This is a genomic window from Streptomyces silaceus, from assembly GCF_001419745.1.
In the GTDB taxonomy this organism is placed as follows: Bacteria; Actinomycetota; Actinomycetes; order Streptomycetales; family Streptomycetaceae; genus Streptomyces; species Streptomyces silaceus.
The window spans coordinates 20130-43173 of sequence record NZ_LIRJ01000051.1 but is presented as its reverse complement, the minus strand read 5'-3'; the positions used below and the strand labels follow the sequence as shown (position 1 = coordinate 43173).

General features: G+C 70.7%; 17 protein-coding genes and 1 pseudogene. 11 read left to right on the top strand and 7 right to left on the bottom strand.

The window, feature by feature from the left end; translation table 11 throughout:
* Positions 1–45 precede the first annotated feature (45 nt).
* Positions 46–1593: an asparagine synthase-related protein gene (locus tag AOK22_RS06035; protein WP_055697520.1), complete on the bottom strand. Its 1548-nt coding sequence runs from the start codon at positions 1591–1593 to the stop codon at positions 46–48.
* A 3-nt stretch (positions 1594–1596) separates the two neighbouring features.
* Entirely contained in the window at positions 1597–3312 is a 1716-nt protein-coding gene (locus AOK22_RS06030; protein WP_055697519.1) for a thiamine pyrophosphate-binding protein, read from the bottom strand.
* 528 nt (positions 3313–3840) lie between these two features.
* On the opposite strand from AOK22_RS06030, the gene AOK22_RS06025 reads away from it, so the two are divergent.
* Positions 3841–5898: an ATP-binding protein gene (locus AOK22_RS06025; protein WP_237773350.1), complete on the top strand. Its 2058-nt coding sequence runs from the start codon at positions 3841–3843 to the stop codon at positions 5896–5898.
* 65 nt (positions 5899–5963) lie between these two features.
* Here AOK22_RS06025 and AOK22_RS06020 read toward each other — a convergent pair whose 3' ends face one another.
* Positions 5964–7550: an IS1182 family transposase gene (locus AOK22_RS06020; protein ID WP_079036371.1), complete on the bottom strand. Its 1587-nt coding sequence runs from the start codon at positions 7548–7550 to the stop codon at positions 5964–5966.
* A gap of 98 nt (positions 7551–7648) precedes the next feature.
* On the opposite strand from AOK22_RS06020, the gene AOK22_RS41340 reads away from it, so the two are divergent.
* The 4 genes from AOK22_RS41340 (at position 7649) to AOK22_RS06005 (ending at position 10952) form a co-directional block, all read left to right on the top strand.
* A complete protein-coding gene (locus AOK22_RS41340; RefSeq protein ID WP_157872184.1) occupies positions 7649–7789 on the top strand; it encodes a hypothetical protein in 141 nt (46 codons plus the stop codon).
* A gap of 494 nt (positions 7790–8283) precedes the next feature.
* Positions 8284–8970, top strand: coding sequence for a serine hydrolase domain-containing protein (locus AOK22_RS06015; protein WP_341845551.1), 687 nt, complete (start codon positions 8284–8286; stop codon positions 8968–8970).
* A gap of 260 nt (positions 8971–9230) precedes the next feature.
* Entirely contained in the window at positions 9231–10394 is a 1164-nt protein-coding gene (gene argJ, locus AOK22_RS06010) for a bifunctional glutamate N-acetyltransferase/amino-acid acetyltransferase ArgJ (RefSeq protein ID WP_055697517.1), read from the top strand.
* A 21-nt stretch (positions 10395–10415) separates the two neighbouring features.
* On the top strand, positions 10416–10952 hold the full coding sequence (locus AOK22_RS06005) for a flavin reductase family protein (RefSeq protein ID WP_055697516.1): 537 nt from the start codon (positions 10416–10418) through the stop codon (positions 10950–10952).
* 160 nt (positions 10953–11112) lie between these two features.
* Here AOK22_RS06005 and AOK22_RS06000 read toward each other — a convergent pair whose 3' ends face one another.
* Complete coding sequence (locus AOK22_RS06000; RefSeq protein WP_055697515.1) at positions 11113–14010, bottom strand: AfsR/SARP family transcriptional regulator; 2898 nt, start codon at positions 14008–14010, stop codon at positions 11113–11115.
* Between the two features lie 276 nt (positions 14011–14286).
* Between AOK22_RS06000 and AOK22_RS05995 the strand changes: the two genes are divergently transcribed.
* The gene (locus AOK22_RS05995; RefSeq protein ID WP_107101867.1) at positions 14287–15072 is read left to right on the top strand and encodes a DeoR/GlpR family DNA-binding transcription regulator; all 786 of its coding nucleotides are present in this window, start codon (positions 14287–14289) and stop codon (positions 15070–15072) included.
* Between the two features lie 161 nt (positions 15073–15233).
* Here the strand turns inward: AOK22_RS05995 and AOK22_RS05990 are convergent, their stop codons facing one another.
* Together AOK22_RS05990 and AOK22_RS05985 are read right to left on the bottom strand one after the other, a co-directional pair.
* Positions 15234–15788: a DoxX family protein gene (locus AOK22_RS05990; protein WP_055697513.1), complete on the bottom strand. Its 555-nt coding sequence runs from the start codon at positions 15786–15788 to the stop codon at positions 15234–15236.
* A 110-nt stretch (positions 15789–15898) separates the two neighbouring features.
* Complete coding sequence (locus AOK22_RS05985; RefSeq protein WP_055697512.1) at positions 15899–16282, bottom strand: hypothetical protein; 384 nt, start codon at positions 16280–16282, stop codon at positions 15899–15901.
* A gap of 303 nt (positions 16283–16585) precedes the next feature.
* On the opposite strand from AOK22_RS05985, the gene AOK22_RS05980 reads away from it, so the two are divergent.
* The 3 genes from AOK22_RS05980 (at position 16586) to AOK22_RS05970 (ending at position 18795) form a co-directional block, all read left to right on the top strand.
* The gene (locus AOK22_RS05980) at positions 16586–17482 is read left to right on the top strand and encodes a class I SAM-dependent methyltransferase (RefSeq protein WP_157872183.1); all 897 of its coding nucleotides are present in this window, start codon (positions 16586–16588) and stop codon (positions 17480–17482) included.
* A 258-nt stretch (positions 17483–17740) separates the two neighbouring features.
* Positions 17741–18079, top strand: coding sequence for an ArsR/SmtB family transcription factor (locus AOK22_RS05975; RefSeq protein ID WP_055697523.1), 339 nt, complete (start codon positions 17741–17743; stop codon positions 18077–18079).
* Positions 18076–18795, top strand: coding sequence for a cation efflux transmembrane domain-containing protein (locus tag AOK22_RS05970; RefSeq protein ID WP_055697510.1), 720 nt, complete (start codon positions 18076–18078; stop codon positions 18793–18795). The genes AOK22_RS05975 and AOK22_RS05970 overlap by 4 nt, the downstream gene beginning before the upstream one ends.
* Before the next feature lie 91 nt (positions 18796–18886).
* On the opposite strand, the pseudogene AOK22_RS41335 reads toward AOK22_RS05970, so the two are convergent.
* Positions 18887–19180, bottom strand: a pseudogene (locus tag AOK22_RS41335) (YnfA family protein); the annotation flags it as partial.
* A 556-nt stretch (positions 19181–19736) separates the two neighbouring features.
* On the opposite strand from AOK22_RS41335, the gene kdpB reads away from it, so the two are divergent.
* Together kdpB and AOK22_RS05960 are read left to right on the top strand one after the other, a co-directional pair.
* On the top strand, positions 19737–21878 hold the full coding sequence (kdpB, locus tag AOK22_RS05965) for a potassium-transporting ATPase subunit KdpB (protein WP_055697509.1): 2142 nt from the start codon (positions 19737–19739) through the stop codon (positions 21876–21878).
* 284 nt (positions 21879–22162) lie between these two features.
* On the top strand, positions 22163–22990 hold the full coding sequence (locus AOK22_RS05960) for an SDR family NAD(P)-dependent oxidoreductase (protein ID WP_055697508.1): 828 nt from the start codon (positions 22163–22165) through the stop codon (positions 22988–22990).
* Positions 22991–23044 lie beyond the last annotated feature (54 nt).

Sequence of the window (23044 nt, the reverse complement as noted above, 5' to 3'; positions counted from 1 at the left end):
CGTGGGGCGGTGCGGTCGCGGGCCGGTTCGTGGGGTGCTGCGGGGTCATCGCGGGACCGGACGGGCATCGTGCTCCGGCCTACCGGCGACCAGGTCGACCACCGCGTCGACCGACACCTCGTCCGGATGCCGTCCGTCGACGACGACCTCGTCGAAGATCCTCTGAACGACCAGGCGTTTGGCCTGGTGCACGCGGTCTTGGGGGACACCGGCGTCGGCCAGGAGCCGGGAGAACGACGAGGTGGTGCCCGACCCCTCGTGCACGCCGAGCTTGGGGCGGACGACGACCTCGTGCGGCAGGACGTCGCCCAGGGCGGCGCGCAGCACCCACTTGTCGCGCCCGTGGCGGCGCTTCAGCCCGGCCTCCAGGGACACCAGCACGTCGAGGACGTCGCGGTCCCAGTAGGGGTGCGTCGACCAGTGGCCGGCCACCGAGGAGAGCGTCGGCGTCATCTCGTTGAGGCCGTCGAAGGTGTCCATGTCGTGGCAGACGGCCGTGTCCAGCCGCGGCAGCCGGTTCTCGCGGTGCATGCCGCCGAGGGGGATGTCCGCACCGTAGCCGGTGAGGATGCGCCGGCCGGTGTCGCCGCCTTCTCCCGTGCCGCCCAGCCGCAGGTACAGCGCGGTCAGCGGCAGCAGGTACTCGACGACGTCCGGGTCCAGGCATTCGGCCGCCCAGACCGCGCGTGGCAGTCCGCGCAGCAGGTCGGCGGTCGGCACGGTGATCTCCCGGTGTACGGAGCCGATGTGCCGGGCGACGACGCGTGCCTGCGGGAACTCGTCCGCCTCATCGGTGCCCATCGAGACCGTGTCGATCGGCCCGGCCGACCGGCCGGCGGCCAGCGCCGCGACCGCGGAGGAGTCGATGCCGCCCGAGAGCACCACCAGGGGTGTGCCCGCGCCCGTGCGGGTGCGGACCGCACGCTCCAATGTGCGGCGGACGGTGTCGATCGCCTCGTCCTCCGGCAGGATCCGGCGGGCCAGCGGTGGCGTCCACGTGCGGTGGGCGGCGCACTTCCCGGTGGACACCTCGATGTCGAGGACCGTGCCGGCCGGTACCTGGTGGGTGCCGGGTCGGCGGCGCAGCGGGCGTCCCGGGGGGACGGGCCGCCCCCGAGGGGCGGCCCGCAACGCCTTCGCCTCCGTCGCCGCCAGCACCTGTCCAGGGGCGACGGAGACGTACAGGGGCACCGAGCCGGCGTGATCCGTGGCGAGTACGGCGCGCCCGCGGTCCGTGAGCAGCGCGGCGAACCGGCCGTTGAGGAGCCGGAAGGCATGGACGCCGTACACGTCGAAGAGGGCGACGACGAGCGCGGCGTCGCTGCCCGGCAGCACGCGGCCGGGCAGCAGCCCGATCAGGTCGTCCTGGTTGTACAGCTCTCCGGCGAGGACCAGCGTCCTGCCCCGGTCGCGCGCGTATGCCTCGTCCGGCGCCCCGGAGTGCACAAGGGCGGTGTGCAGACTCCGGTCGGCCGTCCGCTCGTGCCACCGTGCCAGGGAGCCGCGTGCCGCGAAGACCGGTTCGAGCGGCCGGGCGTCGTCCTGGCGGACCTCGGCCAGGAAACCGATGGCGGCGGGCAGGGTCGCCTCCATGGCTCAGATGGTCAGGGCGGCGAAACCGCCGGCCTGGAAGTCGTAGCTCACCGGTACCTCGATCAGGAACGGCCGTCCCAGACCGGCGCCCTTGCGCAGTGCGGCGAGCAGCTCCTCGCGGCTGGTGGCCCGGGTGGCCTCCACACCGTTGGCGCGGGCCAGGGCCGTGAAGTCGACGCCGGTGAACTTCACCGCCGGGTCGTGGGAACGGTGGTGGCCGATGTTCTGGTACAGCTCGATCAGACCGTTGGCGTCGTTGTTGACGACGACGGTGACGATGGGCAGGTTGAGCCGGGCGATGGTCTCCAGGTCGGCGCTGTTGGAGTGGAAGCCGCCGTCACCGGCGATGAGGAACGTCGGCTGTCCGGGCCGGGCCAGCTGGGCGCCGATCGCCGCCGGGATGCCGTAACCGAAGCTGGAGCAGCCCGCGGAGGTGAGGAAGCCGAAGGGCTGGTCGGCACGGGCGAAGAGCACGCCGTAGTGGCGGAAGAAGCCGATGTCGGAAACGATGGTGCCCTCGCCCGCCTCGGCGGTCTCCGCCATGACGGTGTTCATGGAGTCCATCACCTGGTGCACGCGCAGGCCGTCGTCGTAGTGACGGGGGTCGGCCAGGAACTCCGCGATCCGCTCGCGCAGCGGCGAGATGTCGTGCGGGGTCTTCGCGGCGAGGCCCGCGGTGTGCCGGTCCAGGTGCTCCACGAAGGCCCGTACGTCGGTGACGACGTCGAGGTCCGGCCGGTACACACGCGGCACGGGGTTGGCCGTGGGCGACACCCTGACGGTGGTCTTGTCCGCGCCGCGCCGCCACATCGAGGGGCGCAGGTCCTCGGCGTAGTCGTAGCCCAGGGTGAGGATGAGGTCCGCGGGGCCGAAGAGGGTCTCCAGGGCGGGGAAGGACAGGATGCCGTCCATGTAGCCGGTGACCGCGCCGTAGTTCAGCTCGTGCCCGTGGGGCAGCACGCCCTTGGCGATGTACGTGGTGATGACCGGGATCCTCAGCCGCTCGGCGAGGGCGCGCAGGGCGGGCACGGCCCCGGAGCGGATCGCGGCGGCGCCGACGACCAGGACGGGGTGCCGCGCCGATCCGACCAGCTCGGCCGCCTTCGACGCGGCCTCCTGCCAGCCGTCCTCGACCGCGCCGACCGGCTTGGCCGGGATCCGGGCCTCGGGCCGCGGCCGTGAGGCGTCGACCTCGCTGCCGAGCAGGTCGACGGGCAGGGAGATGAAGCTGGGCCCCACCGGTTCGGTCATCGCCGCGCTCATCGCCGAGTCCACCAGGTCGCCTATGTCGTCGGGCCGTTCGAGCTCCACCGCGTACTTGGTCATCGGGCGCATGACCGACACCGAGTCGAGGCACTGGTGCGTGTCGTTGGGGAAGATGTCGTGCGACTCGGACTGGGCGGCGAGCGCGATGACCGGTGACCGGTCGAGGACGGAGGTGGCGACCCCCGTGGCCAGGTTGGTCATGCCGGGGCCGAGCGTGGCCCAGCACGCCTGCGGGCGGCCGCTGATACGGGCCAGCACGTCGGCCGCGACGCCGGCGGTGAACTCGTGCCGGGTCAGCACGAAGTCGATGCCGTCCGCCTCGTCGAAGAGGATCGACGCGGCCTCGCGGCCGACCACCCCGAACACGGTGCGCACGCCGTGGTCGTGGAGCCGTCGCAACAGGGCGTGGGCGGTGGTCGGGCCGGTGCTGGGGCCGGTGGAGACTCGGGACATGGCAGTTCCTCTGCGTCAGAACGGATGATGGCTGCGCCTGGGGTGCTTCCGGCATACGGACTGTGCGGAGCCGAGGAGGTTCTTCGGCGACCACTGGCCACTGTGCCGACCCCGCCTTGCAGGGGAGTGGGCGCTCCTCTTGCACGGTCCCTGTGGACGGCTGAGGCGTCGCCGGTACGCGCCCTCCCATTCCGTCCGGTGGCCATGCGGGCATCGATCGGGCGGCCACGGCCCGTGTTCCGGGCACGGAGACGTCCGTACCTGTCGGCCTGATGGCCAGACCTGGAGCACCAGAGCTTTGGGCACGGGCAACTGGAGCACCGCATTCAGGCAAGGGCAGGCACAAGACGTCCCGATCCGGGCAAGAAGGGCACCAGCCCATCGGGGGAAGGTGGGTGCACCACAGGCCCTCCGCGCGCCACGCAGAAAGGAACGGATGACGCAGTGAAACCGACGAGCCAGGAGTCCCGAGCCGATGTGCGTGAACCGACCGGACCGCCGCCGATCGGCGCGTTGGGTGCTCTGTCCGTGAGCGTCGACAGCCGCCCTCTGGAGCTGGGACCGCCACGCCAGCGAGCAGTCCTCGCCCTGCTCCTGATCGGCGCGGGCAGCGTGGTGTCGGTCGATTCGATCATCACGCGGATCTGGGGCGACACACCACCGGCAACGGCCAACGCGACCTTGCAGTCCTACGTCTCCCGCCTGCGCAAGCTCCTCGCCGCCTGCGAGCTCCCCGACGGGTCGAGGCCCCGACTCCTCTACCAGCAGCCGGGTTACGCGTTGGTCATCGACCCCGACCACGTGGACGTCCATCGCTGCGAGAGGGCCGTGCGGGTCGGAGGCCGACTGGCGCGGACCGGCAGCGTCGAGGAGGCGCACGCCGTGCTGAGCTCGGCCCTGGGCACCTGGGTCGGTACGCCGTACGAGGAGCTGAGCGCGTACGACTTCGCCGTGCAGGAGGCCGGGCGGCTCGAACAGCTTCGGCTGAGCGCGGTGGAGTCGTGGGCGCAGTGCGCGCTCCGGCTGGGACGCGAGGAGGACGTGCTGCACCCGCTGGCCCTGGAGGCCCGACGCAACCCCCTGCGTGAACGGCTCATCGGGCTCTACATGCACGTCCAGTACCGGCTCGGCCGACAGGCCGACGCCCTGCGGACGTACGAGGACACGCGGCGCGCCCTCGCCGACGAGATCGGTGCGGACCCGGGCAAGGCGCTGGCGGCGCTGCACGCGGCGATCCTGCGGCAGGACTGTTCCCTGGACCGTGTGCCCGAGGTTCCCGTGCGGGACGCGCGAACCGGCTTCCAGGGCGACGCCGTGCCACGCAGCGCAGGTCCGCTCCCCCCGGGAGCCGCCGCCGAATCCGGCCGCATCACCATTCCTCAGCCCCGGACGCGCACCGGTCACTGGGGAGACACGGTGGTACAGCGGCGGGGACAGGGGACCGATCAGCCGGTGTTCGTCGGGCGTGACGACGAGCTGAGGGCCCTGCTGGACTGCGCCGTCGGCGCGTTCCACACGTCGGGGCGGGTGGCGTTCGTCGTCGGTGAGGCCGGAATCGGGAAGACGCGGCTCGTGTCCGAGCTCGGCCAGACGATCCCGGACAGCGTGCAGGCCGTCTGGAGCTCCTGCTCGGAGAGCGAGGACAAGCCGGACTACTGGCCGTGGACGACGCTGCTGCGCCGGCTGAGCGCGCTCTGGCCCGAAAGGGTGCGTCGATTACCCGACTGGGTCCGGCACGGCCTCGCCCACCTTCTTCCCGAGATGTGCTCGGACATCTGCGATCCGGCGGACCACCAGCCGAGTGCGCGATCGGTGACGGCCCCGCTGTCCAAGGACGACCGGTTCACGCTGCACGACGCGGTGTGCCAGGCACTTCTGCGGACCGTCCGGGAGCCGACGGTCCTGGTCGTGGAGGACGTGGACCGTGCGGACGCGCCGTCGTTGGCCCTGCTGCGGCTGTTCGTGGAGCAGCTGCGCGGTGTCCCGGTCCTCTTGGTGGTCACCACGCGCACGTTCCAACTGGCCCACGACGCCGAGCTGCGACGGGCCGCGGCCGTGATCCTCCAGTCGTTGGACGCGCGGCGGATCCTGCTCAGCCCGCTGGACCTCGCGGCCACCGAGTCGCTCGCGAAGAAGACACTGGGCGACCGTCCGGAGCCACGCCTGGTGGAGAGGCTGCACCGGCGAACCGCCGGCAACCCCTACTTCCTCGGCTACTTGCTGCATGCGCGGACGCAGGCGCCCGGCGCGGACCTGGACGCCGCGATCCCTCACGAACTGGCCGGCGTCGTGCTGCAACGCCTGTCGGGGCTGCCGCCCGGGGTACGCCGTGTCCTCGAACTCTGCGCGGTCACGGAGGACGGCTGCGAGCAGCGCGCGCTGGAGGCGACGCTGCGGCACGAGGGCATCTCCACGGACACGCTTCTCATGGCTCTGCACGGAGGCCTGCTGGAGCCCGACCCGTCCGGGGCCGAACGGCTGCGCTTCGTTCATCCGCTGGTCCGCGAGGCGGTCCGCCATGACCTGGAGAACCCGTGTCCGGCGCTGCCGGCCGCGGGCGGCGCGACGGCGCTGTCCGCGGGCTAGAAGCCCAATGAAGATGTTGCGAGAAGACCGTTCGGCAGCCTGGCTGGGCGGTCTCTTCTTCCTGTTCAGGGGGTTGCTGGCGCCAGAGTCCAGGTTCCCTTGCGGTGGTCGAGTCCGAGGTTGATCAGGCGGCGGAGGTTGAGGGCGGCGGCCCGGTGGTGGATCCAGCGTTCGCCGTTGATCCAGCCGCGGCAGGGCAGGCGGCGGTTGCCGCGGGCCACGAGCCAGGCGATGACCCGCTCGACCACGGGACGCCAACGCCGGTAGTCGGCCTGCCAGTCGGGATCCGATGTGGCCTGGCTGCGGGCGGCCTGCTGCAGGTCATGGTGGGGGCGCCAGGTGACGACCCGGCCGCCTTTCGCTGTGGTGCAGCGGGATTTGAGCGGGCAGGAGGTGCATTGCTTCGCGGTGAACCAGGCTTTGCGCTGGCGGTGACTGCCACCGGGCGCCAGCAGAATGGTGGTATGACCTCCTGGGCAGGTCACCGTGCCGTTGGTGGCATCGACGTGGAAGTCGTCGAGGGTGAAGCCGCCCGGGACGGCGGGCTTGAGAGCCGGGGGTTTGATCAGCAGGCGGTGTCCGGCCGCGGTGAGGGTCGCCCGCAGGTCGGCGCTGGAGTATGCGGCATCGGCCAGCACCTGAAGGACACCGGTCTCCTCGGCGAGCAACTCGCGGGCGACAGCGGCCTCGTGCCAGGCGGCCCCGGCGGCGGGCCGCAGCGCGATCGCGGTGATCAGCCCGGTTTCCGGCTCAACGGCGAGGTGGGCCTTGAACCCGTCGTGGTAGCGGGAGTGGGTCTTATGGGCGTGCCGGGCCTCCGGGTCGACAGTGGAGATCATGCGGTCGGGCGCGGTGCGTCGCGCGATGCGCCAGCGCCCGTCGGTGCCGTCCGAGCCGTCGGCGGGCTCGACGTCCTGTCCGGCCACCAGGGTCAGGATGCCCACCGCGTCGGCCGCCTTCAGACCCAGGTTCTGCTCCGGCAGATGCCCCAGCAGCCGCAGAGCGTCCGTGACGAGCGCGTCCACGAGTCGGGTGCGGGCCGCCTCGTCGTTCCAGGCGATACGGGGTTTGCCCGGGTCGGTGTAGTCATGAGCCCGGCAGTGCCCGGCGGCCACCGCCTCGGCGCCGGGGACATCACGGATCACCCGCCGGATCGCGGCGATCAACTGGGTGACGGTGTCCTGTGTGGCCACCGCATCCTCCAGCACCGCCGAGTCCAGCGCCCGCCGGTGTTTACCCTTCAGGGCGCCGGTGGCGGCCACCACCTCACGCACCTTCTCGAAGATCCGGTCCGGCTGCATGGAGCAGGCCAGCCGGCGCCGGAAGTACGCCAGCAGCGACGGGTCGAATGCCGGATCGTTCAGGCCCAGTCCGCACGCGGCCTTCCACCGCAGATCGCACCGCAGGTGCTGGACGGTCTCGAAGTCCGACAGGCCGTGCAGCACCTGCAGCACGATCGCGCAGGCCAGCTCGTTTGGTGGCACCGACGGGCGCCCGTCCGCAGACGGGTACATGTCCGCGAACATCGCCTCGGGAAACAGCGCGTCGCGGTGCTCGGCCAGGAACGCGAACACGCTCCCGGCAGGAATCAACTCCCGGCACACGGACCACACATCAGGCCCGACCGGCTCCTCGGGCGGCCGCCCCATCATGCCTACCAGCCTGGCCCCGAACCCCATGATCGAGGGCCAGAACAGCCCAACATTTTCACGGGACTTCTAGGGCCTGTCCGACGGCCAGCGTGCGCACTATGGCGCAAGCGTCCCGGGATGCGGGGGTGCGCGCCGACTACTTCGAGCACTCAGCAGCCAGCCTGGAGAAGCAGCTCGCCGAGGGGCTGACCGCCTACACCGCACCCGAGGTGGTGCAGCGCCTCAGGACTTCCCACTGATCACAACTCCGGCGATGAAACCGTCGAGCAGGCCGGGCTGGTACTGCCTCCGTACGGGGGTTTACCCCAGGCACCGCCTGAGGGGGGCCATCGGTTCGTCCGGGCGAAAGCCGGATGGGTCGGTCCTCTCTTCCGCTGATGGGATGGACGCCGTGGGGAATGACCATGAGCGTGTCCGCGAGACGCCGACGTGGCCTGCTCGTCCCGACCGGCCTTGCCGCCGTTCTCGTCGCCTCGTCGGGCGGGCCGGCGTCGGCCGACACCGATGCCCAGGCGGGGCCGGCGGTGACGAGGCCACGGCCGGCCGGTCCCCTCCAGCAGGCGGTGAACGCGATGCACGACACCGGGACCGTCGGGGTGCTCGCCGAGGTGAGGTCACCAGGCATACGTCACCCGGCGCGCGCCGGGACGGCCCAGCTCGGCACCGGGCGGCCGGTGCCGTGGGACGGCAGGTTCCGCATCGGATCCCCGGTGTTGTGGGCGACATCCCCGCGTTGAACAGTGCCGCCGGCTACCGGGCCGAACGGTTGCGCACCTACACCCCCGAGGAGCTGGTGGCGCTGGCGATGCGGCACCCGGCCCCCAACGACCCGGGCGTCTGGTCGTACTCCAACACCAACTACATTCTCGCCGGGATGATCATCAAGAAGGTCACCGGCCACAGCTGGGCAGATGAGGTGAACGCCCGGATCATCGGACGGCTGGGGCTGACGAGGACCAGTACGCCTGGCACCTCCGCGTCCATCCCGGGTGCGCACGCCCCCGGCTACAGCGCGTTCGGTACCGGCACCACGCTCGACGTCACGGAATTCAACGCGAGTGCGGTCGACGCCTCAGGATCGATCATCAGCAGTGCGGACGACCTGAGCCGGTTCTACACCGCGCTGTTCGACGGCCGTCTGCTGGATCCGGCGGAGCTCGACGAGATGACGACCGCCGTGCCGGCGCCGCAACTGGACGCGGAATACGGGCTCGGCCTTGCCAAGTTCCCGCTGCCCTGCGGCGGCAGCTACTTCACGCACGTGGGCAGCGTCTCCGGCTACCGCGCCCAGGTCAGTGTCACACCGGACGCGACCCGTACCGCCGTAGTGCTGGCCACCGGCGACGGAGACAAGCACACCCAGGAGGCCATGAGCGGGCTCATGGACCAGGAGCTGTGCCGCAGCAAGGTTCAGCGGTGATCGCGCGGCTTGCGGCACCGGTATGCCGCAAGCCGGGCCACCGCACTGCACTGATCACGGACCCGTCATGACGTCACCCCGAACCGCGAAGAGCAGTGGGCCCGGGGCGGCGGGACGAAGGGCCGCACCAGGTCGAGCCGTCCCTCGTTCAAGGGAGTTCCAGCGGACGGCGCAGTGGGCGGCAACCGGGGTGTGTCACGGTGGCCGGGCAGGCGCCGGGATGGCCGGCACCTGCGATTCGAGAAGGGATCTCCGGTCCGATGTACGCCTCTTCTCCCAAAGGTTTCCTTGTTCACCACGGCCGAGCCGGCATCAAGGACGCACGCCCCGACTTCGCCGTGATCGCCTCCGAGGTGCCCGCGGCCACCAGCGCGGTGTTCACCCGCTCCCGCTTCGCGGGCCCGAGCGTCCAGATCAGCCGGGAAGCGGTCGCGGACCGGATCGCACGGGGCGTCGTCGTCCTGTCGGGCAACGCCAACGTCGCCACCGGGGCGGAGGGCCGCCAGGACGCCGAAGAAATCCGCCGTCAGGTGGCCGAAACGATCGGAGCCGACTCCAACGACGTGCTGATCGCCTCGACCGGGTTGATCGGCCACCGCTATCCCATGCCCCTCCTGCGCCGCCATGTCGCCTCGCTTCGCTGGCCGTTCTGTGGCGCCGATTTCGACGCGGCGGCGACCGCCATCATGACGACCGACACCCACCCCAAGATCCGCCGCGCCCGCTGCGGTGACGCGACACTCGTCGGCATCGCCAAGGGGGTGGGCATGATGGAGCCCGACATGGCGACGCTGCTGACGTTCTTCTGCACCGACGCCGAGGTGGGGCCGGTCGTGCTCGACGCCATCTTCCGCCGCGTCATGGACCGCACGTTCAACGCGCTGAGCATCGACACCGACACGTCCACCAGCGACACGGCGGCCGTGTTCGCCAACGGCCTCGCGGGCCCCGTGGACCTGATGGAGTTCGAACGGACTCTGGGAGCCGTCGCACTGGACCTGGTCAAGGACATCGCCCGGGACGGTGAGGGTGCCACCAAGCTCATCGAGGTACGGGTCACCGGGGCGAGGGATGTCGCACAGGCCAAGCGCGTGGCCAAGGCCGTGGTCAACTCTCCGCTGGTGAAGACCGCCGTGCACGGAGCGGATCCGAACTGGGGGCGGGTCGCCATGGCGGTCGGGAAGTGCCGGGACGACCTCGACATCGTTCCCGAGCGCGTCACGATCGGCTTCGGGGGCCAGGAGGTGTACCCGGCAACCCCGGGCCCCGAGGAACTGGAGCGGGTCGCCGAACACCTCAAGCAGCCAGAGGTCGGCCTCCGCGTCGATCTCGGCGTCCACCCGCACTCCAACGCCGAGTTCACGGCCTATGGCTGCGACCTCACCGAGGGATATGTGCGCCTCAACGCCGACTACTCGACCTGACTCCACGGGCCCGGTGACGTCATGAGGAACGCCTCCGATTCCGTGGTCTCTCCGGACACGGGACACACGCTGGATTTCCGTACGGTACTGGGTCGTTGTCCCACGGGAGTCGCCCTGGTGACCGCGCCCGCACGGCGTTCCGGGACGGACCCGCTCGGGATGATCGTCGGCACTTTCACCTCGGTGTCCCTGGACCCGCCCCTGGTGGGTTTCCTGCCCGCACGCACGTCGACGACATGGCCTCTCATCCGGGCCGCGGGCCGATTCTGTGTCAGCGTGCTGAGTGCCGGGCAGAGAGGCGTGTGCGAGGCGTTCGCCGCGAAGTCGCCCGGCCGCTGGGACGTGCCCTACCGGTGGTCGCCCTCGGGCTGCCCTCTGCTGACCGACGCCGTCGCCTGGGTCGACTGCGCCCTGCACGGTCAGTGCGAAGCGGGCGACCACTGGTTCGTCACGGGCTCGGTACGAGCGATGGGCACGGGAGAGCAGGGGCCGCCGCTGGTCTTCCTGGGCGGCGGCTACGGAACGTACGCGCCGCGAGCCGTCCAGAGCCTGCCGTGACAGGCGCCTGCGAGGCCCTTCTGACCCGGGGCGGCCGCGCGCTGGATGGCCGGACTCCGTAGCGGACGTCGCCCGGCGCCAAGAGACTTCGCCGTCGTTGCCGCCTTCCCCGACGAACTCGCAGCCGCAGCTTGACCCGTTGGCATCGTGAGGTGTGTTCTCAGGGGGGATCCGCCGCCGCGTCGTGCAGCTTCTTCAATAGTTGGCCGGTGTCCGGATGGCCCAACTCGGCGAGAATGGCCGCGGCCTGTCCCCAACTGGCGTGTGCCGAAGCGTGGTTGCCCTGTTCGTGCAGTGTGTCGCCGATGTGGCCGAGCGTGTCTGCCTCAAGGGTGCGGTCGCCGATCTCCCGGAAGAGGACGAGGGCCTGGCGGTAGCAGGACAGGGCGTGGGTGTACTGCCTGAGATGGTGATGGGCATACCCGAGGCTGTCCCAGGCGGCGGCCTCGCCATTGATGTCTCCGGTCGTCTGGTGCAGGGCGACGGCCGTGGTGCACTGCGTCAGGGCCTCCTGGTGCCCGCCACGCAGGATGTGGGTCCAGCCGATCTCGTTGAGTACGCAGGCCTGCCTGCTGACGTTGTCCGTCGCACGGTAGTGGGCGAGAGCCTGGGCGTAGTGGTCCAGGGCATCCTGGTGGCAGACGCGGCTGTTGGCCAGGAAGGCGAGGCTCCGCAGCGTGCGGGCCTGGCCGTCGCGGTGGCCGAGGGCGGTGAACAGATCCAGGGCGCGGCCGAGGTGGGACTCCGCCTCCGCGTCCGCGCTGACGCGGTGCAGGGCGAAGCCCAGCGTGCGATGGATGTGGGCCTGCCCGAGCCGATCGTCGCGGCGCTTGGCGGCAGCCAGGGCGGCGCGCTGCACGGCGATCTGTTCCTCCCTGAGGCCTCGACGGTCCAGGAAGAGCTCCAGAGCGAGCGCCAACTGCCAGGCGTGGGTGGCGAATCCGGCGGTTGCGGCGCGCTCGACCAGGGAGAGCAGTCCCGGGAGTTCGACGGTGAGCCATGCGGCGGCGGAATCCCGTCCGATGAGGTGCTCGGGTGCGCTGCCGGCGTGGCGCGAGGGCGGCGCCTCACGTTCTACGCGGTGCGGGAAGAGCAGGTCGACCGCGGTCTGTGCGGTACGCAGGGCGTGGTCGAGGAGTCGCCCGAGCGCCTCTCGGCACCCTTGCTCGCTCTCCTCTTCGTGGCGGAGTTCGTCCGCGTAGGCGCGCAGCAGATCGTGGCTGGTGTAGCGGCCCGGGGCGTGCTCGATCAGGAGGTGGGCGCGGACCAGGGAGGTCAGTGCCGTGCGGGCCTCGCCCGACGTCAGGCCGGCCAAACTCGTTGCGGCGGATCGGGAGGCGTCGGGGCCGGGATGGAGTGCCAGGAGGCGGAACAGCCGCGCGGCCACGGGGGTGAGTGCCCGGTGGGACCAGGAGAACACGGCTCGGACGTCGGCCTCGTCGCCGGAGAACGCGTCCAGGCTGCCGTGGCCCTCGCGCAACTCGGCGGCGATCGATGCCAGCGGGAGGACGGGGCCTGCTGTGGCGCGCGCCGCCACGATGGCGAGGGCCAGGGGTAATCGGCCGCACAGGGCGATGATGGCCTCGGCGGCAGCCGGTTCGGCGGCGAGCCGCCGCGCCCCGATGCGCTGGGACAGGACGTCGCGTGCTTCGGCGTCACTGAGCGGGCCCAGGGTGAGCGACTGGGCGCCGTCGGCGGCGATCAGGCCTTGGAGTCGACTGCGGCTGGTGACGATGACGAGAGAGCCGGGTGAACCAGGCAGCAAGGGCCGTACCTGCGCGGAGTCGCGAGCGTTGTCGAGCAGAACCAGCACGCGGCGATCGGCCAACAGGCTCCGGAAGAAAGCGGATTGGGCGTCGGGTCCTGCGGGCATGTCGCGCGGATGCACGCCCAAGCCATAGAGGAAGGAGCGCAGGACATCGCCAGGATCCACGGCTGCTCCAGCAGGATCGAAGCCCCGCAGGTTCGCGTAGAGCTGGCCGTCTGGAAAGTGGTGGGCGACGCGGTGGGCCCAGTGCACGGCCAAGGCCGTTTTGCCGACGCCCGCCATTCCCTCGATCGTGGTGATCGCCGTGGCGCGGGAAGGGGCGCCGGGGGAGCCGAGTCGGAGTAACAGAGCTATGACGCGGGCGAGTTCGCCGCGTCGGCCGGCGAACACCGGTAGGTCGGCGGGGAGCTGGGCGGGACGGGCCGGCGGGGTGCGGGTTCCGGACGGTGCTGCGGGCTGCGGGTCACGGCGGGCGCCTGCCGCGTCGCCGGCGTCCGGCCCCGGGGGCGTACCGCATCGTCGTCCGTCGGAGGCGTCCTGGTCGAGCACGCGCTGCTGTGCGTCCGTCAGCTCGCGCCCGGGAGCGATACCCAACTCGTCGGCCAGTCGGTCCCGTACGGCGTGGTACGTCGCGAGCGCCTCGGCCTGGCGCCCGGCGGCCGCGAGGACGAGCACCAGGCGAGCTTGGAGCGGCTCGTCCAGAGGATGGGTGGCGGCGGCCCGACGCAGCGGGGCGAGGACACGCTCCGGTGCACCGGAGGCCAGGGCGTCGACGGCGGCGTGGCGTACGGCGTTGACGCACTCCTCGTCCACGGCGGTGAACACCGGGTGTGCCCGGATGTCCGCGGGGACACCGTCGGCGACCGGCCCGCGCCACAGCGCGAGCGCCTCGTCGTACAGGTCGGTCGCGGTCTTCGGCGAGCCCTCGCTCGCCGCCTGCCCGGCCCGCGCCGCCAAGCGGCGGAAGACCAGCAGGTCCAGACCGTCGGCGTGGGTGTCGAGGCGGTAGCCTCCGGAGCACCGCACCACCGCCCCGGCTGCCCTGTCTCCAGCCTTCGGTGTCTCTTGGCCCAGCAGGCGCCGCAGCGAGCCCACGTGATGGCGCACGACGTTCGTCGCGCTCTTGGGCGGACCCTGCGGCCACAGTACGTCGACCATGTCGCTCAGGCTCACCGGCGTACCCGCCCGTACCAACAAGAGGGCCAGCAGCGCCCGTTGCTTGGGCGGACCCAGAGCGAGCTCTGTGTCACCACACCATGCCCTGACCGGTCCGAGCACCGTGAACCGCATAGCCAAGACTGTAGTCGGCCCCGCGGTGACCGCCCGGTCACAGCGGCGGCGGTCGAGTCCGCCGCGAAGCTTTTTCGACACCTTTTCGACACGCCACCTCGTCTACGCTCGCGGCCACGCGGCGGCCGGAATGACACGTGTGCCCGGCAGTCAGTTGAACCGGCTGGTCGCACGCCCCGTACAGGTGTGATGCGTGGGGGCAGGAGACGGTCGGCCCGACTGATGGGACAGGGGCCCGGCTGAAGTCGACACGGGGGAGGGCGACGCATGACAGACATGGTCATAGGCCGCGCGGCCGTTGCGGAGGGCGATGAACGGCGCCGCCGCATCGTGACGAGCGCGCGCCGAGCAGGATCCGTTGACGTGACCGCGATCGCCGCTGACCTGGGGGTTTCCAAGGAGACGGTGCGACGCGACCTGAGCGTGCTGGAGCGGCGCGGCTTGGTGCGTCGTACGCACGGGGGCGCGTACCCGGTGGAGAGCAGGGGTTTCGAGACGACGCTGGAGTTCCGCACGGGGATGCACGTCGCGGAGAAGGCGCGGATCGCGGCGGCCGCCGTGGAACTCCTCGGGGATGCCGAGACGGTCTTCATCGACGAGGGCTACACCCCGCAGCTGATCGCACAGGCGCTGCCCGACGACCGGCCGCTCACCGTGATCACCGCGTCGCTCGCCACGGCCCAAGGCCTCGCGGCCAGACCGAAGATCACGGTCCTGCTCCTCGGCGGCCGGGTCCGCGGCGGCACGATGGCCACCGTCGACCACTGGGCGGCCCAGATGCTGTCCGAGTTCGTCATCGACTTGGCCTACGTGGGCGCCAACGGAATCTCCCGCGAACACGGCCTCACCACTCCCGACCCGACGGTCAGCGCGATCAAGCAGCAGGCCATGCGCGTCTCGCGCCGACGCGTGTTCTCCGGGGTGTACTCCAAGTTCGGCGCGGTGAGCTTCTGCCGCTTCGCCGACGCGCGTTCCTTCGAGGCGATCGTCACCGACACCCGGCTGTCCCCGACCGAGGCCCGACGCTACGCGCTGCTTGGACCGGAGGTGTTGCGGGTGTGAGGGCGGCTTGAGGTCCTCAGTCGCGAAATGGGCTGGCGCGTCCGTGTGACACGGGCTCGGTAGGTCATGAGACGTGGTGAACTCGGGCCGAGTGCGTGTGGTCCAGGGGCTTCCCCACGCCAACCGGTGTGGAAAGCCCCTGGACTCATCTCAGTGGGGTGTTACGAGCGAAGGGTCACCAGGACGATGCCGGCGGCGGCCGCGCCGAGTGCCACGGCGGCGATGCCGTGGGAGAGCCGGTGCGTGCGCAGTACGGGCAGGAGCCGGTCGGCCGCGTACCTGCCGGGGCCCGCCAGCGTCAGGCTCGCGGCTGCGATGAGCAGCAACAGCTCGTACTCGATGCCGGTGGGGCCGAAGAAGCCGTTGCCCCACTTCACCGCGATGACGTTGAGCATGACGCCGACGATGCCTGCTCCGGCGAGCGGGGTGAGCAGGCCGACGACGAGGCCGAGGCCGCACAGGGTCTCGGTGAGAGCGGCGACCACCGCCATGGCTTTCGCGGCGGTGTAGCCGCTGCTCTCGAAGAAGCCCGCGGTGCCGTCGAGGCCGCCCCCGCCGAACCAGCCGAACAGCTTCTGGCTTCCGTGGGCGGCCATCGTCAGACCGACCGCCCAGCGCAGGATCAGCAGACCGAGGTCAGCGCCGGACTGGGTGGACGTGGCGGGAGAAGCAGCGTCGCCGGGCGGGGTGGTGCGCGCGTCGGTGAATACGGACATGAGTGTCTCTCCTGTACTTGAGCGTGGCGGCTGCGGGTGAAGGCGCAGCACAGAGGCACCGACCGGCTCAGTTTGGGCTGGTCGGCCGTGGACGGGGGGAGAGAGCCCGTCTACGTTCTGCTGATCTGGATTCTGTGCAGGTCGACCGCGGTGGTGCCCGGGGGCGACGCGAGGGCAAGAGCCGGGATGTCGTCCTGTGGGCCGGCGGAGGCGGGTGTCGGCTTGGGGACGTGCGGCCCCGGCTGGTCGGGGCTCAGAGCGCGTGCGCCGAACGGCGCTCCCGGCTGGCCTTCGCTGCAGCCGGGCTCCTCGGCGCGCGCATCTGCGCGAGAGGGGAAGGCGACGGCGATGGCGGCGCGTTCGGCCGTCGGTCCGGCGGTGCGGGAGTCTGCCGCGCCGTTGATGCCGAACAGCGGGACGAGGCACACCAAGATGAGGGCGAGCAGAGCCGCACGGACGGTGCCGTACCGGGATCGCATCTGCCGCGTCGTCATGTTCCGACTGATGGTAAGCGGCGCACTCAATGGGCGCAGGAGAAGATGGAGACACCCGCGATGCGTGTCGCTCCACACCGAACTCGACAAGTGCCCGGGTCGGCGGCCTTGCGAACAGAAGCGGGCGGCGGGCACCTGCCGGTGATCCCGCCACCGCCCGCCCGCATCAACCAGCAGATGAGCCGAAGAAAGAGAAAGCGCCCTAGGCAGTCTCATTTCGGCGAAGGCAGGCCAATATGTAGATGGCATGAAACCTTGCCATGACCTTGGACTGTGGTCTGCCGGATCTGGATCATGAGATCCGTGACGAGAACGACGACGGGGCCCGATCCAGCAGCAGTTGTGCGGGACTACTACGAGCAGTCAGCGGAACGTGAGGCCGATCGGCTGGACAGGCCCACCGACGGGGCCATCGAACGGGAGCTGCACGCGCGGGCACTTGAGGAGCATCTGCCTCCTGCGCCCGCGCGGATTCTGGACAACGGTGGGGGCCCAGGCACGTGGACGCTGTGGCTCGCCCGCCGTGGCTACCGGGTGACGCTCACCGATCTGTCACCTGCGTTGCTGGACGTTGCCCGCGACCGTGTCGGACGGGCTTCCCGGCAGGATGCCGTGAATGTGGAGGCCGTCGCGGAAGCGGACGCGCGGGATCTGAGTGCCTTTCCCGACGCTTCTTTTGATGCCCAATTGTGCCTGGGGCCCTTCTACCACCTGACCTCCAGCACCGACCGACGTCAGGCCATACGGGAAGCTCATCGAGTCCTGCGACCAGGAGGGCTGCTCATAACAACCGTGATGCCGCGCTATATGCGCTTGGTTTCCACCGTACTCGAGCGCGGGTCCGCCGCCTTCACCACCGGCGCGGTCGATCTCATTCTGGACGAAGGCCGTTACGACGACGCGCGGCCCGGACGCTTCACCGGCGGATATCTCACCCGCCCGGACCATGTCACGTCCTTCTTCGAGGACCACGGTTTCCGTGTGCGGCGCCTGCTCGCATCGCAAGGCATCCTGTCCTGGGCGCAGCCGGAAGTCGCTGCGCTTGCGCAACGGGACCCCGACGCCTACCAGCGACTGCTCGACATCGCCTATCGGACTGCCGACGACCCGTCCATTCACGGTATGAGCGGCCATCTGCTCGTCATCGCCGAACGACCGGCGGTTCAAGCCGGGGAGACGCCGGCCACCGGGCGGGCCTGAGGAAGTGCCGGCCGCGTGCAGTCCGGTCACAGAGATCGCGACCCGCTCGTCCGGGCCCCCGCCCGGCTCGGCGGTCGGTCGTTCTCGGCCGTGTCCTTCGTGCCGCCTTGTCGATTCGGGCGGCTGCGCCGACGGCTCGCCGGCCGGACCGTGCGGCGGCTGCCCGTGTCGGCCACGGCTCCCTTCGGATCCCGTCCGACTGGCCCACCGTCTGAGTACAGGCTTTCCTGAATTCACGATGCGATGTACTGTCGCGACGTGCTGACTGTTGCCTCCGACATCGAGGTGCTGGCCCGCTTCGGCCGGGCGCTCGCCGAACCGATCCGCTGTCGCGTTCTGCTCGCGCTGCGCCGGGCGCCGGCGTATCCCGCCGACCTTGCCGACACGCTCGGCGTCTCCCGGACCCGGCTGTCCAACCACCTGGCCTGCCTGCGCGACTGCGGTCTCGTGGTCACCGTGCCTGACGGGCGCCGCACCCGCTACGAGCTCGCCGACGAACGCCTCGGCCACGCCCTGGACCACCTGCTCGCCGCCGTGGTCGCCATCGAGTCCGACCAGACCTGCCCGGACGCCGCCGCCAAGGACTGCTGCCGATGACCGCGACATCCCTCGGGCGGTCCCCGGCCCGCCGCGACGTTCTCGCTCGCCGCATACGGCTGCTGGTCGCCGCGACCATCGCCTACAACGTCATCGAGGCCGTCGTCGCCATCACCGCGGGCACCATGGCGTCCTCGACGGCGCTGATCGGCTTCGGGCTGGACTCCGTTATCGAGGTGTCCTCCGCCGCCGCGGTCGCCTGGCAGTTCTCCGCCCGCGACCACGCGGTGCGCGACGCCAGGGAGAAGACGACCCTGCGGATCATCGCCGTCTCCTTCTTTGCGCTGGCCGCATACGTCGCCTTCGACGCCGTCCGGGCCCTTGCGGGCACCGGTGAGGCCGAGCGCTCGGTCCCCGGCATCGTCATCGCCGCCCTCTCACTGGGGATCATGCCGTTCCTCTCCGCCGCTCAGCGCAAGGCCGGCCGCGAACTCGGCTCCGCCTCCGCGGTCGCCGACTCCAAGCAGACCCTGCTGTGCACGTACCTCTCCGCCGTTCTCCTGGTTGGCCTGGTCCTCAACGCCACCCTCGGCTGGTCCTGGGCCGACCCGATCGCCGCTCTCGTCATCGCCGCCATCGCGGTCAAGGAAGGCCGCGACGCCTGGCAGGGCAAAGGCTGCTGCGCACCCGCCGCCCACACCTCGGCTGCCGTCGGTCCGGAGAGCGCCGAGGCAGACGCGTGCGGCTGCGAGCCGGGCTGCGCCTGCTGCTCGTAGAGTCCGCGCCTTCCCGCCCGCGCCATCGCCATGAGATGCCCGGTCCGGGCATGCGCCTGAGTCGCGCGGGCGTTCCGTGGCCGCGCGGGGCGAACAGGATGACCGCCATACCGGCGAGGCAGACCAGTGCGCCGATGACGTCGAAGCGGTCGGGGCGGTAGCCGTCGGCGACCATGCCCCAAGTGATCGCCCCGGCGACGTAGACGCCGTACGCAGCGAGGATTCCGGCCTGCCGTCGGACTGGAGGGTGGCCAGCACCCCGTACAGACCGAGAGCGATGACGCCGCCGCCGATCCAGATCCAGCCCCTTGTGCTCGCTGATGCCCTGTCGGACCAGCCAGGCGCCCCCGGTCTCGCACTGTGCGGCGACGACGGACAGGGCGATGGAGCGCGCGACGAGCAGAACGGGAACTGCGCGGTCCGCCCGGTCGCGACCCCCTCGTGTCCTCGACCGGGCGGACCCGCAGGCGGGGCGACCGTCATGTGACCTGGTGTCGCTACAGCTCCGGCCCCCGCTTCAGAGCTTCGCGTCATTCCGGCGGTGATGGTCACTCGCCCTCCAATGTCACGTCACGGACGGTCGTCGCCCGCCCCCGTGGTGATCATTCTGCGACGGGTTCCGGCCGCATCCACCTAGCGTTGACGGCCCTCATACGCGCATACGTACGCCCTTGACGATCGTTTGACGCGCTCTCCGGACAGGCCGTCAGAGAGCCGCAAATTCCCTCACTTCCCGCCGGACCGCGCATGCTCGGCGTGGTTGCATGGCGCCCGGCCGCCGGAGAGGCCGCGGACGTCAGTGGCCTGACACGGCCGCCCTCGACAACCGCTTCCGGCCTTCCTCCGCGAACGTAGTCGTACGGCGCCTCTCCGGACGGCCGAGCCCGCCCGCCGATCCGGCGGCCACCCCACTCCCCGATCCGTTCGCGCCGAAGGTCTCCATGCAACCCGCCGTTTCTCCGCAGGCCTCACCCACCCGTCCTCGCCCCACACCGCCGGTCGAGCCCCGACGCTGGTTGCCCAGCGCCCTGTTCGATCCGCAACAGCTGGTGCGGTCGTTCCCGGACGCGCTGCGCAAGCTGCATCCGCGGGCGCTGGTCCGCAACCCCGTCCTGTTCGTGGTGTCGGTGGGCGCGGCTCTGACCACGCTCTCCGCGGCGTTCGACCCCACCGTCTTCAGCTGGGTGATCAGCCTCTGGCTCTGGCTGACGGTGATCTTCGCCAATCTCGCGGAGGCCGTCGCGGAGGGCCGCGGCAAGGCGCAGGCGAAGGCGCTGCGCAAGGCGCGTACGGACACGGTCGCGATGCGGCTGCGGCACTGGAGCTACGGCACGAACATGCGCACCGCCGAGACGGAGGCGGTCGCCGCGTCCGAACTCGGGCCGCTGGACGTGGTCGTGGTCGAGGCGGGCGAGATGATCCCGGCCGACGGCGATGTCATCGACGGAGTCGCGGCGGTCGACGAGTCGGCCGTGACCGGCGAGTCCGCCCCGGTGATCCGGGAGGCCGGCGGCGATCGCAGTGGCGTCACCGGTGGTACGACCGTGCTGTCCGACCGCGTTGTGGTGCGGGTCAGCGCCCGTCCCGGGCACTCCTTCCTGGACCGGATGATCGCCCTGGTCGAGGGAGCGTCCCGGCAGAAGACCCCCAATGAGATCGCGCTGAACATCCTGCTGGCGGCCCTGACGATCGTCTTCATCCTGGTGGTGGTGACGCTCCAGCCGATGGCCGCGTACGCGTCGGCGCCCCAGACGACGACCGTACTCGTGGCGCTCCTCGTCACCCTGATCCCGACCACGATCGGCGCGCTGCTCTCCGCGATCGGCATCGCGGGCATGGACCGCCTGGTGCAGCGCAACGTACTGGCCATGTCCGGAAGGGCCGTTGAGGCCGCCGGCGACGTCGGCACCCTGCTGCTCGACAAGACCGGAACCATCACCCTCGGCAACCGTGAGGCCGCCGCGTTCGTACCGATGCCGGGCGTCGAGGAGCTGCACCTGGCGGACGCGGCGCAGTTGTCCTCCCTGGCGGACGAGACACCTGAAGGCCGCTCGGTGGCCGTCCTGGCGAAACAGAGATTCGGTCTGCGCGAGCCGATGGACGGCGAACTGGAACACGCGACGTACGTGCCCTTCAGCGCGCAGACCCGAATGAGTGGCGTGGACCTGCGGTGGGGCAACGGCGCCGGTTGCGCCATCCGCAAGGGCGCGGCGCGCCAGGTGATGGACTGGGTGTCGCTGCGCGGCGGTGCCGTGCCGTCCCAGGCCAGGCAGTGCACCGATGCCATCGCCGCATCCGGCGGTACGCCACTGCTCGTGGCCGTGCACGACGGGAACGGTCCGCGGGTTCTCGGGGCCATTCACCTCAAGGACGTCGTCAAGGACGGCATCCGCGAGCGATTCGCCCAGCTGCGCCGCATGGGCATCAGGACGGTCATGGTGACCGGCGACAATCCGGTCACGGCTCACGCCATCGCCCAGGAGGCCGGTGTGGACGACTACTTGGCGGAGGCCAAGCCGGAGGACAAGCTCGAACTGATCAAGCGGGAACAGGCGGGCGGAAAGCTCGTCGCCATGACCGGTGACGGCACGAACGACGCCCCGGCGCTCGCCCAGGCGGACGTCGGTGTCGCGATGAACACGGGTACGTCGGCCGCCAAAGAGGCCGGCAACATGGTCGACCTCGACTCGAACCCGACCAAGCTCATCGAGATCGTCGAGATCGGCAAACAACTCCTCATCACCCGGGGCGCGCTGACCACCTTCTCCATCACGAACGACGTCGCGAAGTACTTCGCCATCATCCCGGCCATGTTTGCGGGCGCGTACCCGGGCCTGAAGCACCTCAACATCATGGGCCTGAGCAGCCCCACGTCCGCCATCACCTCGGCGATCATCTTCAACGCGCTGATCATCATCGCCCTGATTCCGCTGGCCCTGCGCGGCGTCCGCTACACCCCGGCTTCGGCCCACGAGCTTCTGCGCCGCAACCTGGCCGTGTACGGGTTCGGCGGCCTGGTCCTCCCGTTCGCCGGTATCAAGCTGATAGACCTGGCCGTGTCGGCGGTCCCCGGCCTCGGCTGACGGGCAGTCACCCATCAGGGCGCCGTATGGAAACACGGGGCGTCATTGCCCGGCTTGGCCGCACCCGCTTCCATGGACGTCGTGAACAGCGCGTGGAACCTGCTCGACCGGCCGCCCCATACGGGCCTCCGTCGCGCTCCCCGCTGTCCGCGAACGTCCGCACCACGCTGACCTGTTCGCCGATCTCACCGTGGGCGCCGTGATCCATGCGGCGCCCCGTTCCCATCTCTGTCTCCGTACATCCCGCCCTGTAGGCGCGGCGTACTCAAACCCTTGGACCTTCCATGCCCGAAAAATCCCTGTTCGGCCACACCGTTCTCGTGACCGGTGCCACCTCCGGCATCGGCCACGAGACCGCCCGGTTGCTCGCGGAGCGTGGTGCGACGGTGTTGTTGCACGGCCGTACCGCGGAGGACGTGAGCGCGGCAGCCGACCGTCTGGTCGCGACGTCGGCCGACATCCGGGCAGCCCAACTATGCGGTCTGGCGGCGGACTTCGCCCATCTCGACGAGGTCGAGACCCTGGCCCACAAGGTCGTCCGCGAGCACCCTCGGCTGAACGTCCTCGTGAACAACGCGGGCATGGCCGCCCCCGAGCGCCACACCCTCACGACCGACGGCAACGAAATCGCCTTCCAGGTCAACTTCCTCGCCCACTACCTGCTGACCTGCCTCCTGGAGCCCGCCCTCACCACCGACCCGGGCGGCCGCGTCGTCAACGTCTCGTCCTCGCTCCACCGCACCGCCAACATCCAGTGGAGCGACCCCAACCGGGCCCGCCGCTACTCGCGCCTGGCCGCGTACGCGCAGTCGCAGCTGGCCCTGACGGTGTTCGCGGCGGACCCGAGGGTCACCGCCGTCTCCGTGCACCCCGGCGTCTGCGACACCGCGCTCCTGCCGCTTTACGCCAACGACGGCGTGACACCGGCCGAGGGCGCGGCCCATGTGCTCCGGCTCTGCGACCCGGCCGTGGAAATCGTCAACGGTGCCTACTACGACCGCGGCGAGCGGGTCGAGCCGGCGCCGGCCGCGCAGGAGGACCGCACCGTCAGGCGCCTCAACAAGCTGGCGGACCTGCTGGTCGGTCGTGCCGGCAAGGCCGCTCTGAACTGACCCGGTTCGGGGGTGCGGGGCATCGCCGCGCACCCCCGACTTCGTATCCCCACG